Here is a 14,022-nt window from a genome sequence, read left to right as displayed (position 1 = left end):
CATCGTCATGTCCATTCAACGTCCAACCCAGGTCGAGCTTGCCGAAACCGGCAACCAACTGGGCCTGCATCTGCCAGCGCCGTTACTGGCGCAGTATGCCGACATTCTCGAAGCGGTCTGGCAGGACTATGACCGTCTGGATCAGCTGCAACCGGTCAGCCTGCCGCAGCGGTATCCCAGGAATGCCGGGCAGATTCCCGCGCCGGCGCAGAACCCCTACAACGCCTGGTACGTGCGTACCGACCTGCACGGCGCTGCCGAAGGCACCCTGAGCGGCAAGCGCATTGCCCTCAAGGACAACATCTGCCTGGCCGGTGTGCCCATGATGAATGGTTCGTCGACCCTGCAGGGTTACGTGCCCGATGTCGACGCCACCGTGGCCACGCGCGTGCTGGACGCCGGCGGCAGCATTCTGGGCAAGGCCCATTGCGAGTTTTTCTGCGTCTCGGGCAGCAGCCACACCAACGCCACCGGCGCAGTGCACAACCCGCGCAACCCAGGGCATTCGACCGGGGGGTCGTCGTCGGGGTGCGCCGCGCTGATCGTCGCCGGTGAAGTGGACCTGGCCATCGGCACCGATCAAGGCGGCTCGGTGCGCATTCCAGCAGCCTACTCGGGCATCTACGGCATGAAGCCGACCCACGGATTGGTGCCCTACACCGGCATCATGCCCATCGAAATGACCCTGGACCACGCTGGCGTCATGAGCGCCACGGTGGCCGACAACGCACTGATGCTCGAGGTGCTGGCCGGCGCCGACGGCCTGGATCCGCGCCAGGATCGGCAGATGCCAGTACAGGCCTATACCCAGGCCTTGGGAGCAGGTGTTGCGGGCCTGCGCATCGGCGTAGTCAGCGAGGGCTTCGGCCACGCCAATTCCGAAGCCGATGTCGACGCCGCCGTGCGCCGCGCCGCCGGTCTGTTCGCCGAATGGGGCGCCCTGGTGGAAGAGGTTTCCATCCCCCTGCATGCAGTGGGCCATGCCATCTGGACACCGATTGCCGTGGAGGGCACCACGCAGCTGCTGCGCGGCTACAATTACGGTTCCAATTGGAAGGGCTTGTACGTGGAGAGCCTGATGCGCGCGCAACAAGACTGGCAACAGCAGGCCGACGCCTTCCCTCACGATCTGAAAACCTGCCTGCTGGCAGGCCACTATGCCCATCAGCGATTCGCCGGCCAGTACTATGCCAAGGCGCAGAACGCCGCACGCCAGCTGCGCGCCGCCTACGACGAGCAGTTGGCCCGCTACGATCTGCTGCTGATGCCGACCGTGCCGCTCAAGGCGCCCAAGCTTCCCGCAGCCGATGCCACGCCCGCAACCTGGGTTACCCGTGCCCTGGAAATGAACGCCAACACCGCACCGTTCGATGTGACCGGCCATCCGGCCATGTCGATTCCCTGCGGGCTGGCGCAAGGGTTGCCGGTGGGTTTGATGCTGATCGCCCGCGATTACCATGAGGCGACCCTTTACCAGGCTGCGCATCACTTCGAACAGCATATCGATTGGGAAAGCCTGACCTCATGAGCGGCGAAGACTACAAGGTAGGCCTGCTGTTTTCCCGGGCCAGCCTGACGGCGGCGTCGGAAACCGCCCAGGCCAACGCCACGCACTTGGCCATCGCCGAAATCAATGACAGCGGCGGCCTCGACGGCCGGCGCCTGCTGGCCATCGACGGCGACCCCGGCGCCGATCCGAACGACTACCGCGACAGTGCGCTGCAGCTGTGCGACCAGCATCAGGTGCAGGTGCTGTTCGGCACGCACATGTCGAGCACGCGCAAGGTCGTTCTGCCGGTGGTCGAAAGCCGTCGTCGATTGCTGTTCTACCCAACCCTGTACGAAGGTTTCGAATACTCGCCGTACTGCTTCTATACCGGCTCGGCACCCAACCAGAACTCGCTGCAGCTGGCCCGCTACGTGCTGGAAACCCATGGCGGGCGGGTGCTGTTCGTCGGGGGCTCGTATGTCTACCCCTACGAATCGAACCGCATCATGCGCGAGCTGTTCGAACAGGCCGGCGGCGAGGTCGTCGACGAGATCTACCTGCCTTTCCACGCCACCGCCGAAGATTTCGACCGGGTCATGCAGCGGGTGCGCGAAACCGCTCCCGACGCCATCTACTCGACCATCGTCGGCAGCGACATTCCGTCGCTGCACCGCGCCTATCGCCAGGCGGGGTTCGATCCTGCGGTCGTGCCCATCGTCAGCCTGGCCACCAACGAGGTCGACGTGCAAGCCATGAGCGACGAGGAAGCCGAAGGCCACATCTCCGCCGCGCCCTGGTTCTCGACCTTGCAGACGCCGGCCAGCCAGGCCTTCGTGGCAGGCTACCGTGCGCGCTTCGGCGAACACGCCGCGATTACCTCGGGTGCCGAAGCGGCCTACTTTCAGGTTCACCTGTTCGCGCAAGCCGCGCGCCGCGCGTGCGACGACTCAGTGCAGGCCCTGCGCGAAGCACTGGCCGGGGCACGCTTCGAGGCGCCTCAAGGCACCGTGCAGATCGACGCCCAGACCCAGCACACCTGGCTGTGGCCGCGCATCGCCCGGCTCGACCAGCGACGGCGATTCCAGCTGGTGCTGGAGAGCGCCGAAGCCGTGCAGCCGAGCCCCTATATGGTCGACTACCAGATGGACGTGCAGCCATGACCTGCCGGAGGCCGAGATGACCAGCGCGCCGTCCCTGCTGCGCGAACTCAAGGGCCTGCGCGTACTGGTGATTCACCCACAGGACGGTGAGGCACGCATCGTGCTCGACCAACTGCAGCGCATCGGCTGCATCGTCGAACAACGCTGGCCGGTGCCCACCACACTGCCCGAAGCGGTCGACGTGGTGCTGCTGGCCGTGGAACTGAGCCAGCGGTTGAACACGCAAACTTTGGTGGAAGGCCTGAGCGAGCAGGCGCCGCCAATCATCGCCGTGGTCGGTTACGAGAACCCGTCGATGCTGCAACTGGTGCTGGAGACGCAACCGGCGGCGGTCATCGAGCGGCCCCTGCGGCCCTTCGGCCTGCTGACCCAGTTGCTGATGGCGCGGGCCGCCTGGCGGGCGCGCATCGACATGCTCGCCGAGTTGCGCAAGCTGCAAAGCCGGCAACCGGCCGTGTCGAAAATCTCCATGGCCAAGGCGCTGTTGATGGCGCGCCATCGCCTGGGCGAGAACGATGCCCATCGGCGCCTGCAACGCGAAGCCATGACCCGCCGCACCAGCATGGAGGCCATCGCCCAGCAGATCATCGATGCCGATCAACCTGCCGAACCCGAACAGCCGCTGCCCTAGCCCTGCGCTGAAACAGCGCCCCCAACCACAAGAATACGAGGTCACCCCATGCAAGGATTCACCTTCAGCAGCACTGCCCACCTCATCTGCGCCACCGGCAGCGCCGCCGCCCTGGCCGAACAGTGCGCCAATCGTGGCGCCCGCCGAGTATTGCTGGTCACCGACGCCGGTATCCTCAAGCACGGCCTGCTCGACAGCGTGCTGCCGGGCTTCGCCACTGCGGGCATCGAACTGGCGGTGTACAGCGACGTGCTCGCCGACCCGGCGGAAGCGTTGGTGCTGGCAGCCACCGAGCAGGCCCGGGGCATGAACGCCGACCTGATCGTCGGCTTCGGCGGCGGCAGCTCCATGGACACCGCCAAACTGGTCGCCTACCTGGCACACCCTGGGCAGCGGCAGAGCCTGAGCGACATCTACGGCGTGAACCAGGCCACCGGCCCGCGTTTGCCATTGATTCAGGTACCCACCACCGCGGGCACGGGTTCGGAAGTCACGCCCATCTCCATCGTCACCACGGCCACCGGCAAGTCCGGCGTGGTGGCGAACCAGCTGTTGCCGGACCTGGCAATTCTCGACGCGCAATTGACCATCGGCCTGCCCGCCCCGGTCACCGCTGCCACCGGCATCGACGCCATGGTGCATGCCATCGAGGCCTACACCAGCAAGCACCGCAAGAACCCGCTCTCCGACCTGCTGGCGCGCGAAGCCTTGCGCCTGTTGGCGGCGAACCTGGAACGCGCGGTCAATAAACCGCAGGACCTGGAAGCCCGCCAGGCGATGTTGCTGGGTGCCTGCCTGGCCGGCCAGGCCTTCGCCAACGCACCCGTCGCGGCCGTGCACGCCCTGGCCTACCCACTGGGCGTCAGCTTCCACCTGCCCCACGGCCTGTCCAATGCGCTGGTACTGCAGCAAGTGCTGCGCTTCAACCTGCCGGCCGCCCAAGACCTGTACGCCCAGCTGGCGCCCTTGGTGCTGGGCGATCGCCTGCAACCGGGCGATGCGGCGCAGCAGTTCATCGACGAACTGCTCAGGCTTCATATGGCCACCGGCCTGCCGCTGCGCCTGGGTGATGCCGGAGTGACCCGCGAGAGCCTGCCGGAACTGGCTCGCAGCGCAATGCTGCAACAGCGCCTGCTGGTCAACAACCCGCGCGAAGTCAGCGAGGCCGATGCACTGGCGATCTATACCGCGGCGTTCTAGGTCGCGGCCGAACACCGCGCCTCCCGTGCTGCACGGCAGACAGCCCCATACCAAGGGGCTGTCTGCCTGCGAGCAACCCATCGCATCAACTCCATCAATGTTTACTATCGTGAAAGTCCGCTTTCTTTTCGCTGTGCCAGACGTTTATATGCGCGACTTATAGCAACTGTCTCGCTTTGGAGCTTCACGTGTACGCCCGCCCTGATTTGAAATACTCGCTTCTGTTCGCTTTGGCCAAATGTTCGATTGCTGGCTTGTCGTTTGCCATGGTGTGGTTGGACATCGCAATCTTTCATACCGATATCCTTGAAATATCGTTTACCTAGATCACCCAGGAGCTCATGCTCGCGCTGTGCGCCCTGTTGTTCTGGAGCGCACCGGGACCGGCCCGCAAAGGCGGCTTCGAATACCTCGCCGCAGGATTTTTCGCCTGCCTGCTGACCCGAGAGCTGGACGGTCTGTTCGACCCCATCAGCCACAGTGCGTGGCTGTGGCCTTTCCTGGCTATCGCTGCAGTCGCCATAGGCAAGGCGGCAAGTGCCAGGCACAGACTGCAAACCCTGCAGTCCCTGGGCGCTTTCCTGCGCACGCCAACGTTCGCCGCGCTGGCCACGGGCTTCGCGGTGCTGATCTTTTCCAGGATCTTCGGCATGGGTGCGTTCTGGCACCAGGTCATGGGTGACGGCTACCAGCGCCTGGCGAAAACCACGGCCGAAGAAGGTGTGGAGTTGCTGGCATATGGCATCTGGCTGTGCGCCAGCTTCGAGTATTGGGTCAAATGCCGGCTTGGCGAAAGCTGGAGTCCTCAAACCGCAACGTCTTGATGTGGAGTCCGCTGATGACTATTCGATCGCCCGTACTGTTCGTGTCACATGGTTCCCCCATGTTCGCGGTCGAGCCCGGCCTGGCTGGCAAGCACCTGGCCGAGCTGGGTCGTGAGCTGACGCGGCCCGAAGCCATCGTCATTCTTTCCCCGCATTGGATGACCCGCAGTGACATCCGCGTGACCGCCAATGCAGCCCCGCCGACGATTCACGATTTCGGCGGCTTCCCCGACGCCCTGTATCGGATTCAATACCCAGCACCGGGCGCACCGGCCCTGGCCGCGCGGATCGTCGACATGCTGCAGGCCGGCGGCTGGCAATCCCGCCTGGATGCCGAGCGGGGCCTGGACCACGGGGCCTGGGTACCGCTGCTGTATCTGGCGCCGGACGCGGACATACCGGTCATCCAGGTTTCCATGCCCGCTGCGCTCGATACTCATCAGGCCTGGAAGCTCGGCCAGGCGCTCAAACCACTGCGCGACATGAACGTACTGATCGTGGCGTCCGGCAGCCTGACGCACAACCTCTACGAATTCCGTGGCGCCACGCCCCACGGCGCGCAATACGTCAAGGATTTCGCCGCCTGGACGGCGAAGAGCCTGGCCTCGGGTGATCTGCACGCGCTGCTGGACTACCGGCAATACGCCCCCTCGGCAGAACGCGCGCACCCCACGGACGAGCACTTCATGCCGTTGTTCATCGCACTCGGCGCGGCGGGTGAGCAGTATGAAACGCGGGTGATCGAGGGCGGCGTGGAGTATGGGGTGTTGGCGATGGACAGTTATTTGTTCACGTAAAGCAGCAAGCGTGAGCTACACGGGCGGCCACTGGAATGGCCAGCCCTGCCGAAGTGGAACGTTCCGCTACCAATCCTCACTGCGCTCTGCGTGTTGGTGCAAGATTCGATACACCAGAATGGCATTGCCTTTCAGGGTGTAGATCGCACGGTAGGGATACTTCGCAAAGATCAACTCACGGCAATCGGGGATGCCCGACGCCTTGCCCAGTTGAGGAAACGCCTCCAGCTGGCTCAAACCATCCAACATCTGAAAAATGGTTTCTTCTGCTTTTTCAGGTCCTCTGAGCGCTTCGTAGTGCTCATGAATACCGTCGAGATCACTCGCCGCCTTGCTGGTTAATGCGACTTTCGGCACGCGCCACCCACTTAGCCTTTACGGCATCCAAATCGACCAGATTGCCTGCCTCTGCATCTGCGATGCCTTCGGCTACAGCACGGAAATGCCACGACTCGGATTCCACATAGCGAGCCAAAGCACGTTTCAAATGGTATTGACGATCTCGATCGGTGGCTTCGGCGAGCTGATCAAGCTGATTGATCAGCTCGGCTTCCACACGGAAAGAAAGAACGGGCGAACCCATGGCAGTACTCCTGGGACGTTTGTTTACGATGTATACGTTTACGCGCAACGTACACACTACCGATTGGAAGCTGCTTGAGCAATCCCTGTCGTGACTGATCCGGAAGTCAGCTGCTGCTTTCGAATATCGGGCTGCTGAAAAGCCTGGTGTGTACTGGTTAAATCACCACTGGCTGTACGGTATTACTTGCCAATTCGTCAGGTAGTTTCACTGCTACAACAACCCAGAGACCATACGGACATGCTCATCGACCTCCTGCCTGCCTTCGCCCTCTTCGCTCTGGTGTCGTCCATCACCCCAGGCCCGAACAACACCATGCTGCTGGCCTCGGGGGTGAACTTCGGTTTCCTGCGCACCATTCCCCATGCCTTGGGCATCAGCCTGGGGTTCATGCTATTGGTGCTGGCGGTAGGATTGGGCCTGGGTGAAATATTCACTGCCGTGCCCTGGACCTACACCGCCCTGCGCTGGATAGGCGCGGCCTACCTGCTTTACCTGGCATGGTGCATCGCCACCTCTGGGAGCATGAGCGAGGCGGGAGAACAGAACAGCACACCCATGACCTTCCTCGGCGCCGCCGCCTTTCAATGGGTCAACCCTAAAGCCTGGGTAATGGCGGTTGGCGCCATCACCACCTATGTGCCGGCGCAGGGTTACGTCTATAACGTGATGGTCATCGCTGCAGTGTTTGCACTGGTCAACCTGCCGAGCGTGTGCGTCTGGGCAGGTTTCGGCAGTGTGTTGCGCAACGTGCTGCGCGTGCCGCGCTGGTTGCGCTTGTTCAACTGGGGCATGGCGGGGTTGCTGGTGCTGTCGTTGTATCCGTTGCTGCAGAGCCCGGCGCCGGTGTGAGGTGTTGGAAAGTCATCCGCGTATTAGCGTTCAGGCGATGTATTGGGCTATTCCCTGATGGCCCAGTCTTGGGATATGCAATGTAGGCGACGGTTTTACAACGCGCTTTTGAGCTAGCATTGTAGATACTATGTTTATACAAAACGCTTGTAACTGGCTCGCCATGTATCTACAATGTGTACACTTTTCAGGAGGTTGCTATGGAAGTCAAAGTGCAGCAGTGGGGCAATAGCGCGGCGATTCGCCTGCCAGCAACTGTGCTCAAGATGATGAATCTGGTCAGTGGCGATGTGCTGAAACTCGATGTGTCCGCCGAGGTTATGACCCTCAAGCCTGCGAAGGCCAAGCCGCGTTACTCGCTGGCCGAGCTGATGGCGCAGTGTGACTTGAGCGCGCCGGAACCTGCCGACATGGCAGCGTGGGATGCCATGTCAGCCGTTGGGCGTGAAGCGTGAGACGGGCCAAATTCAACCGTGGCGACATTGTGCGCCTGAACCTGAACCCCACCGCCGGCCGTGAGCAGCAAGGCGATTTTCGTCCAGCGCTGATCATTTCGCCTGCGGCCTTCAACGTATCGGGCTTGGTGCTGATCGCACCCATCACCCAAGGCGGGGATTTTGCCCGCCATGCCGGTTTTGCCGTGCCACTAAGCGGTTCCGGCACGGAGACGCAAGGCGTGGTGTTGTGCAATCAACTGCGCACCGTTGACCTTGAGGCTCGTGGAGGCAAACGCGTAGAGACGGTCCCCGAGGTGGTGATGGACGACGTACTGGCCCGCATTCAGGTGTTGATCGAGTAAGGAAAACAATACCAGCGCCGGCCCTCGCGGAAGAATCCATTGGAAAATACGCTGCACTATCGGCAGCGACACCCACCGGCCCACACTGGAAAGACCCATGAAATACAGCATCCTGGCTTCGCTATTGGCTTTGAGCCTGAACGCATCGGCCGCTCAACAGAGTCTTGATCTACCTAGTTGCGACATCAAAGCCCAGCGCGAGCTGGTGGGCGAAATAGGTGGCAAGATCACCGACCCTCGACAGGCCCACATCTCGGTACGAGCCAACATTCTCAGCGCGGACATCGGCACCACGCGAAAAGCCCGCAAGATCAGCCAAGCTCAAGCCGACCGTATGATCGAACGTGTCGAAGTCGTCCGTCATCAAACCGACCAATTCGTACATCAGCAGGGCTTCTTGAGCGCAGCGGAAAAAGCCAGTTTCGACCGAGAGTTCGACAGCCTCGCCATGCAGTTGTGCAAGCAGAAGAGTCGGAGTGAATAGGTCGATGGTATGCTCACAACGCGGATAAAACGCTCGACTCACAACACCGCAGCTCACCTAAGAAGAGCATCCGCAACCCAGCGAATCGATCGAAGAAGGTCACCTCATGAAACTGAAAGCTTTTTACTATTGCACTGCTTTCCTGTGCGCGGCTACGTTGGCTGGTTGCTCCACCAACACGGTCGTTACGTTGCAGGACGGGACGCAGTACATCACCAAGGATGTACCTGACGCCAAAACGAAAGACGGCTTCTATGAGTTCGAAGATGTTTCGGGCAAGCAGGTAAGGGTCAAGGCAGACGAAGTGGCTACCGTGAAGGAAGAGGATTGATCCTGCCGTAACGCCGCGCCCCGGCGACACAGAGGATCACCGCCACGGTGACGCCGAACATGCCAAGGCTGACCTGTTCGTGCAGCAGTACCGCGGCCAGTGCCAAACCAAAAAATGGTTGAAGCAGTTGTAGCTGGCCGACAGCAGCGGTGCCGCCCTGCACCAGGCCGCGGTACCAGAACACGAAGCCGATCAGCATGCTGAACAGCGACACGTAAGCCAAGCTCAACCACGCCGGCGTGCTGATCCCGGAAAACGAAGCGGGCGCCAACCATGCTGTCAGTGGCATCACGACCGGCAGCGCCAACACCAGCGCCCAGCAGATCACCTGCCAACCACCCAACGTTTTGGAAATTTTTGCCCCTTCGGCGTAGCCGAAGCCGCAGGCAAGAATGGCCAAGAGCATCAGAATGTCGCCGGTCGGTGAGGCGGTCAGCCCTTGGGTGACGGCAAACCCGACGACTATCAGACTGCCCAGCACCGAGAAAACCCAGAACACCGCCCCAGGGCGCTCGCCACCCCGCACCACGCCGAAGGCAGCAGTCGCCAGTGGCAACAGGCCAACGAACACAATGGAATGGGCCGACGTCACGTGCTGCAACGCCAGTGCAGTCAGCAGCGGAAAACCGATCACAACGCCCATTGCTACGATGATCAAAGGCAATAACTGCTGACGTGCCGGTCGCCGTTCCTTGAACAGCAAGAGCAGGCACAGCGCGAGCACGCCGGCGATGGCTGCCCGTGCGACGGTCAGAAATACCGGGTCGAATTCCAGCACAGCGATGCGAGTGGCGGGCAGTGAACCGCTGAAGATCACGACACCGATGAGGCCATTGACCACCCCGCTCGCAGGTTTCACTGTGGCCTGGCTGTGCACGTCAGAGGCGCGTTCCATTGAGTGTCCACTCCATGTCGGGTTGCATGTAGCGCATCGTATGACCGACTATCGTGACAATCAAAAAATTGTCATGGATACACTTCAAGATGGCTCGCTCCCGGTACAAGTCACTGGTAGATACCTTTGCAGCCGACATCCGCGCCGGGCGTCTGCCTCCCGGCGCGCGCTTGCCGACACACCGCCAACTTGCGGCTACCCATGGATTGGCCTTGGTCACCGCCAGCCGGGTGTATGCGGAGTTAGAAGCCATGGGACTGGTCAGCGGCGAGACCGGGCGCGGGACGTTCGTGCGGGAAACCTCACTGCCGCCCGGCCAAGGTATCGATCAGCCGGACGTTGCTGCGGGTGTGATCGACCTCAACTTCAACTATCCGGCCATGCCAGGTCAGGCCGACCTGTTGCGCAGTGCCTTACGCCAACTGGCCTTGTCCGGCGACTTGGAAGCGCATTTACGCTATCAGCCACATGCGGGTCGCCTGCATGAACGGGCTTCAATCGCCCGTCATCTGATCCACCGTGGCGTCACGGTGGATCCCGAGCAGATTCTGATCGTCAGCGGCGCCCAACATGGTTTGGCGATAAGCCTGATGGCATTGCTGAAACCTGGGGACGTGATCGCGGCAGATGCGTTGACCTATCCTGGCTTCAAGTTGCTGGCCAAGACATTGCACCTTGAAGTGGTGCCCATTCCCGCCACCGCACAAGGGCCGGATCTCGATGCCCTCGCCTCGCTCTGCCGCCGTCGTTCGGTGCGCGCCGTCTACACGATGCCTACGCTGCACAATCCGTTGGGTTGGGTGCTGCCCGCCGATCAGCGCGAGCGCTTGGTGGCGATCGCTCGCGAGCATGACCTGACGATCATTGAAGACGCAGCCTACGCGTTTCTGGCGCAAGATCCGCCGCTACCGATTATTGAGTTGGCGCCTGAAAGAACGTTTTACGTGTCAGGGTTTTCCAAGAACATCGCCACCGGCTTGCGCGTCGGCTTCGTCGCAGCCCCTGTGCATCGAGTGGACGCGTTGAAGCGCACGGTCAAGGCCACAACCTGGAACACACCCGGCGTCATGACCGCCATCACCTGCGCCTGGCTCGACGATGGCACGGTCGACGCGCTGGAGACGCAAAAGAGCGCGGACGCGCAGGCCCGGCAGGCGTTGGCTGACACGTTGTTGTCAGGGTTGCCGGTGGTGCGTCATCCCTCTTCGTACTTTCTATGGCTGCCGTTGGCGGAGGATGCAAGGGCGGATCAAATCGCTCTGGAACTGATGCGCGAGCATGTGTCGGTCTCGACGGCCGAGCCGTTTTCGATCTCGGTTCATGTCCCTCATGCACTACGGCTGGCGCTTGGGTCGGTGAGCATGGACGCCCTGGGTGAGGCGCTGGGCACCGTAAAGCGGGTGGTGGGGGCGTATATCTGATCCCAGTTCACCCAGGTAAGAAAACGAGACACCACGTCGTCTACTCGACCGCCGAATGCGATATGAGGTGAGTTTGGACATGTGGCCATCAAACACGTTTGATTGCGTACATAAAAGCAAAAACAGCCAGGATCTTGAAAGTTGCCAAAAACCCTTTAAGGGCCAAAGAATACCACTCTGTTCCTTCAACACAGTCCATGCACTGCAGCGACGCAGGCGAGCTTCCTGACTTCTTGAACTCCAGTTCGCGGCAGTAGCCATAAAACATGAACGACCAGAGAAGCATGACCGCGCCCAATGCTTTGATCTTGTCTCTGGATGAGTAGATGACCTCTGGCTCAAGAAGGTAAACCACGCCTGCCAAGACAAAAATCAACATGCCCACATAAGCCATTTTTTTTCGGCACCTTGGCGACGCCCGAAAATTGTTGAATACATCGAAAGGATGAAATGTACGGTCCCTCTGTAATCTATCTTCGAGGGAAACCAAATAGCCGGAGCAAAAAGCAAGCATCCCAATAATAAGAACAAGGATCATATGAAGCCCCGCATTAGCAAAACTGGGCAGAACACCGATCTACCATTTCCCGATCAGGCTGTGGCTCCCACGACCTCAATACTAACACCGGTACCCGCCATCGGAATATGATGCGGCAGTGGTGTCAACGCCCCCTTCTCGCGCGATCTATCGCCCGGCTCGGGTGCTAAAATCCCTCGTCCCTGGACTCCGCCCGAGTGATGCACTCATGCTCCTGAATCTCGAAATCCGCAGCTATGAGTGTGAAAACCCTCATCACTCCCACGATCATGCTCAATTGGTCCTGCCGGTTCGTGGCCAGATGGAAATCGATGTAGACGGTCGCGGCGGGAGCATCGATCAGTCATTGGCCGCCGTGGTGAGGCCAGGCTCGGTGCACTCTCAGCTCAGCCGCGCAGACAGCTGTTTTCTGGTGCTGGACTGCGCGCCGGCTCTGCTGGAGACACTTCAGATGGAGCATCTGGCTCGAAAGACGTACGTACCTATCTCCCCTGCGACACGACGGCTCATCGAGTTCGCCGAGCTCATCGGCAACAAGCGACTAGCCTTGGACGCTCCACAGTTGAGCTCGCTGCTTCTCTCATCTCTCGGCCCTGACACCTACAGTTCCCCATCCGCCATCGAGCAACTGGTCGCTCGCTTGCGGGCTAACCCGGGGGCAAACTGGAGCAACGAGGTCATGGCCCAGGCTGCAAACATGAGCATGAGTCAAATGCACCAGCGATTTCGGCAAATGTTTGGAATGAGTCCTCAGGCCTGGTTGACGGGGTTACGCATCCAGGAAGCTCAGAGATGGCTGCGTGGCACTTCCTTGCCGATCGCCGAGATTGCCTTGCGTACAGGGTTTTCCGATCAGGCATCGCTGACTCGAACCATGCAACGTGTAAGCGCCGTCACTCCGGCGGTCTATCGCAAAGCGCAAAAGCATTCTGGGATAAAAATCCCGTAGTTACCGACAATACTCTCCTGGTTCGGCGCTTCAGACTTTCCCCGTTCAAGCTACGGAGCACGGGTGGAATGTTTACTGATCAGTCGCTGTTGAAGGGTATTGTTTATGGTGTTTGCGCGGGACTGTGCTGGGGAGTGATTTTTCTTGGGCCACAGCTCACGCAAGGCTTGAGCGGCCTGCAATTCGCAGTGCTTCGATTTCTTTTTTACGGTGCGATTTCAGCTGTTCTGCTTATGTCCCGGTGGCGGCAGTTGTGCGCAAACCTTACTCGAGCCGATTGGAAGTCACTCTTCTGGCTCAGCCTGATCGGGAATCTCGTTTACTACGCGCTGGTAGGTACCGGGGTGCAACTGGTGGGAATTGCGACGACGTCACTGATTGTCGGGCTCATCCCCGTGTTGCTGACCTTGGCAGGTAGGCACGACACCAATGCCGTCTCCCTGCGCAGACTCGCCCCCTCGCTGTGCTGCGCAATGGCCGGCGTTGTACTTATCAGTTGGCATGCACTGATCAATGGCGACACGCCTGAAACATCGACAGCCATTGCGGGTATTCTCTGCGCCACAGGTGCGTTGGTTGCGTGGACTTGGTTCGCCGTCCGCAATGCTCGGCGGCTGATTCAGCTCACCAGCATTTCCTCCAATGACTGGGCACTGCTGACCGGCATCATGACGGGCGCTCAGTCGTTGCTCCTGGCGGTGCCTGTGCTGGTTTTTCAGGCAGATGCCCATGGCAGTTCAGAATGGCTGCATTTTTTTCTGGTGGCCTGTGGTGTAGCCCTTCTTTCTTCGGTTATTGGGGGCGCGTGCTGGAATCAGGCAAGTCGGCTTCTGCCGTTGGCACTTAGCGGGCAAGTGCTGGTGATCGAGACGCTGGCAGCGTTGGCTTTTGGATTTCTATGGGAGCATCGGTTACCCGATACGTACGAGATAGCGGCCATTGCGTTGCTGGTCGCCGGGGTTGTCTGGTGTCTGAATTGTCATCGTGCTCCTCCTACACTTGCAAGCTGATCAAACCCGCTCGTGAACATGGGCAACGGATGTGCTGATCTGCCGAACTGACGGCCAAG

The 14,022-nt window shown here is 60.7% G+C and carries 18 protein-coding genes; 14 read left to right on the top strand and 4 right to left on the bottom strand.

What is annotated here, in order from left to right; all coding sequences use genetic code 11:
- Positions 1 to 7: 7 nt before the first annotated feature.
- The 6 genes from IFT75_RS02230 (at position 8) to IFT75_RS02205 (ending at position 6,101) form a co-directional block, all read left to right on the top strand.
- Positions 8 to 1,528, top strand: coding sequence for an amidase (locus IFT75_RS02230; protein ID WP_192053074.1), 1,521 nt, complete (start codon positions 8 to 10; stop codon positions 1,526 to 1,528).
- A complete protein-coding gene (locus tag IFT75_RS02225; protein WP_192053072.1) occupies positions 1,525 to 2,649 on the top strand; it encodes a transporter substrate-binding domain-containing protein in 1,125 nt (374 codons plus the stop codon). The genes IFT75_RS02230 and IFT75_RS02225 overlap by 4 nt, the downstream gene beginning before the upstream one ends.
- A 16-nt stretch (positions 2,650 to 2,665) precedes the next feature.
- Positions 2,666 to 3,280, top strand: a complete 615-nt coding sequence (locus IFT75_RS02220) for an ANTAR domain-containing response regulator (RefSeq protein WP_122476163.1) — start codon at positions 2,666 to 2,668, stop codon at positions 3,278 to 3,280.
- Positions 3,281 to 3,328: 48 nt separating this feature from the next.
- The gene (locus IFT75_RS02215) at positions 3,329 to 4,480 is read left to right on the top strand and encodes an iron-containing alcohol dehydrogenase (RefSeq protein WP_192053070.1); all 1,152 of its coding nucleotides are present in this window, start codon (positions 3,329 to 3,331) and stop codon (positions 4,478 to 4,480) included.
- Between the two features lie 341 nt (positions 4,481 to 4,821).
- On the top strand, positions 4,822 to 5,304 hold the full coding sequence (locus tag IFT75_RS02210) for a hypothetical protein (protein WP_192053068.1): 483 nt from the start codon (positions 4,822 to 4,824) through the stop codon (positions 5,302 to 5,304).
- Between the two features lie 14 nt (positions 5,305 to 5,318).
- On the top strand, positions 5,319 to 6,101 hold the full coding sequence (locus tag IFT75_RS02205; protein ID WP_192053066.1) for a DODA-type extradiol aromatic ring-opening family dioxygenase: 783 nt from the start codon (positions 5,319 to 5,321) through the stop codon (positions 6,099 to 6,101).
- Between the two features lie 66 nt (positions 6,102 to 6,167).
- Here IFT75_RS02205 and IFT75_RS02200 read toward each other — a convergent pair whose 3' ends face one another.
- The gene (locus IFT75_RS02200; RefSeq protein WP_185794413.1) at positions 6,168 to 6,458 is read right to left on the bottom strand and encodes a type II toxin-antitoxin system RelE/ParE family toxin; all 291 of its coding nucleotides are present in this window, start codon (positions 6,456 to 6,458) and stop codon (positions 6,168 to 6,170) included.
- Positions 6,421 to 6,684, bottom strand: coding sequence for a CopG family ribbon-helix-helix protein (locus IFT75_RS02195; RefSeq protein ID WP_192053064.1), 264 nt, complete (start codon positions 6,682 to 6,684; stop codon positions 6,421 to 6,423). The genes IFT75_RS02200 and IFT75_RS02195 overlap by 38 nt, the downstream gene beginning before the upstream one ends.
- A 240-nt stretch (positions 6,685 to 6,924) precedes the next feature.
- Here IFT75_RS02195 and IFT75_RS02190 point away from each other — a divergent pair, with 240 nt between their 5' ends.
- From IFT75_RS02190 to IFT75_RS02170, 5 genes are all read left to right on the top strand, one after another.
- A complete protein-coding gene (locus IFT75_RS02190) occupies positions 6,925 to 7,536 on the top strand; it encodes a LysE family translocator (protein ID WP_192053062.1) in 612 nt (203 codons plus the stop codon).
- 200 nt (positions 7,537 to 7,736) lie between these two features.
- A complete protein-coding gene (locus IFT75_RS02185) occupies positions 7,737 to 7,991 on the top strand; it encodes an AbrB/MazE/SpoVT family DNA-binding domain-containing protein (protein WP_122476176.1) in 255 nt (84 codons plus the stop codon).
- Entirely contained in the window at positions 7,988 to 8,335 is a 348-nt protein-coding gene (locus IFT75_RS02180; protein WP_185794411.1) for a type II toxin-antitoxin system ChpB family toxin, read from the top strand. Before IFT75_RS02185 ends, IFT75_RS02180 begins: the two co-directional genes overlap by 4 nt.
- A 97-nt stretch (positions 8,336 to 8,432) precedes the next feature.
- Positions 8,433 to 8,819: a hypothetical protein gene (locus IFT75_RS02175; RefSeq protein ID WP_185794410.1), complete on the top strand. Its 387-nt coding sequence runs from the start codon at positions 8,433 to 8,435 to the stop codon at positions 8,817 to 8,819.
- Between the two features lie 106 nt (positions 8,820 to 8,925).
- Positions 8,926 to 9,150 (top strand): YgdI/YgdR family lipoprotein, encoded by a 225-nt coding sequence (locus IFT75_RS02170; protein ID WP_185794409.1) that lies wholly within the window; start codon positions 8,926 to 8,928, stop codon positions 9,148 to 9,150.
- Here IFT75_RS02170 and IFT75_RS02165 read toward each other — a convergent pair.
- Positions 9,128 to 10,045, bottom strand: coding sequence for a DMT family transporter (locus tag IFT75_RS02165; protein ID WP_192053061.1), 918 nt, complete (start codon positions 10,043 to 10,045; stop codon positions 9,128 to 9,130). The genes IFT75_RS02170 and IFT75_RS02165 overlap by 23 nt on opposite strands.
- Positions 10,046 to 10,134: 89 nt before the next feature.
- Between IFT75_RS02165 and IFT75_RS02160 the strand changes: the two genes are divergently transcribed.
- On the top strand, positions 10,135 to 11,466 hold the full coding sequence (locus tag IFT75_RS02160) for an aminotransferase-like domain-containing protein (RefSeq protein ID WP_192053425.1): 1,332 nt from the start codon (positions 10,135 to 10,137) through the stop codon (positions 11,464 to 11,466).
- 88 nt (positions 11,467 to 11,554) lie between these two features.
- Here the strand turns inward: IFT75_RS02160 and IFT75_RS02155 are convergent, their stop codons facing one another.
- Complete coding sequence (locus IFT75_RS02155; protein WP_192053059.1) at positions 11,555 to 12,004, bottom strand: hypothetical protein; 450 nt, start codon at positions 12,002 to 12,004, stop codon at positions 11,555 to 11,557.
- A gap of 208 nt (positions 12,005 to 12,212) precedes the next feature.
- Between IFT75_RS02155 and IFT75_RS02150 the strand changes: the two genes are divergently transcribed.
- Complete coding sequence (locus tag IFT75_RS02150) at positions 12,213 to 12,953, top strand: AraC family transcriptional regulator (protein WP_185794405.1); 741 nt, start codon at positions 12,213 to 12,215, stop codon at positions 12,951 to 12,953.
- A gap of 68 nt (positions 12,954 to 13,021) precedes the next feature.
- Complete coding sequence (locus IFT75_RS02145) at positions 13,022 to 13,963, top strand: DMT family transporter (protein ID WP_122476192.1); 942 nt, start codon at positions 13,022 to 13,024, stop codon at positions 13,961 to 13,963.
- Positions 13,964 to 14,022 lie beyond the last annotated feature (59 nt).

It is taken from the genome of Pseudomonas sp. CFBP 8758 (genome assembly GCF_014841725.1).
GTDB classification, from domain to species: domain Bacteria; phylum Pseudomonadota; class Gammaproteobacteria; order Pseudomonadales; family Pseudomonadaceae; genus Aquipseudomonas; species Aquipseudomonas baltica.
Note: the sequence above shows the minus strand (reverse complement) of the source record. Positions and strands in the feature narration are given on the sequence as shown.

Excerpts from the sequence above, each read along its gene's own strand:
- IFT75_RS02230 (WP_192053074.1), top strand. The coding sequence starts at position 8 with ATGTCCATTCAACGTCCAACCCAGGTCGAGCTTGCCGAAACCGGCAAC.
- IFT75_RS02225 (WP_192053072.1), top strand. The coding sequence starts at position 1,525 with ATGAGCGGCGAAGACTACAAGGTAGGCCTGCTGTTTTCCCGGGCCAGC.
- IFT75_RS02220 (WP_122476163.1), top strand. The coding sequence starts at position 2,666 with ATGACCAGCGCGCCGTCCCTGCTGCGCGAACTCAAGGGCCTGCGCGTA.
- IFT75_RS02215 (WP_192053070.1), top strand. The coding sequence starts at position 3,329 with ATGCAAGGATTCACCTTCAGCAGCACTGCCCACCTCATCTGCGCCACC.
- IFT75_RS02210 (WP_192053068.1), top strand. The coding sequence starts at position 4,822 with ATGCTCGCGCTGTGCGCCCTGTTGTTCTGGAGCGCACCGGGACCGGCC.
- IFT75_RS02205 (WP_192053066.1), top strand. The coding sequence starts at position 5,319 with ATGACTATTCGATCGCCCGTACTGTTCGTGTCACATGGTTCCCCCATG.
- IFT75_RS02195 (WP_192053064.1), bottom strand. The coding sequence starts at position 6,684 with ATGGGTTCGCCCGTTCTTTCTTTCCGTGTGGAAGCCGAGCTGATCAAT.
- IFT75_RS02190 (WP_192053062.1), top strand. The coding sequence starts at position 6,925 with ATGCTCATCGACCTCCTGCCTGCCTTCGCCCTCTTCGCTCTGGTGTCG.
- IFT75_RS02185 (WP_122476176.1), top strand. The coding sequence starts at position 7,737 with ATGGAAGTCAAAGTGCAGCAGTGGGGCAATAGCGCGGCGATTCGCCTG.
- IFT75_RS02175 (WP_185794410.1), top strand. The coding sequence starts at position 8,433 with ATGAAATACAGCATCCTGGCTTCGCTATTGGCTTTGAGCCTGAACGCA.
- IFT75_RS02170 (WP_185794409.1), top strand. The coding sequence starts at position 8,926 with ATGAAACTGAAAGCTTTTTACTATTGCACTGCTTTCCTGTGCGCGGCT.
- IFT75_RS02165 (WP_192053061.1), bottom strand. The coding sequence starts at position 10,045 with ATGGAACGCGCCTCTGACGTGCACAGCCAGGCCACAGTGAAACCTGCG.
- IFT75_RS02160 (WP_192053425.1), top strand. The coding sequence starts at position 10,135 with ATGGCTCGCTCCCGGTACAAGTCACTGGTAGATACCTTTGCAGCCGAC.
- IFT75_RS02155 (WP_192053059.1), bottom strand. The coding sequence starts at position 12,004 with ATGATCCTTGTTCTTATTATTGGGATGCTTGCTTTTTGCTCCGGCTAT.
- IFT75_RS02150 (WP_185794405.1), top strand. The coding sequence starts at position 12,213 with ATGCTCCTGAATCTCGAAATCCGCAGCTATGAGTGTGAAAACCCTCAT.
- IFT75_RS02145 (WP_122476192.1), top strand. The coding sequence starts at position 13,022 with ATGTTTACTGATCAGTCGCTGTTGAAGGGTATTGTTTATGGTGTTTGC.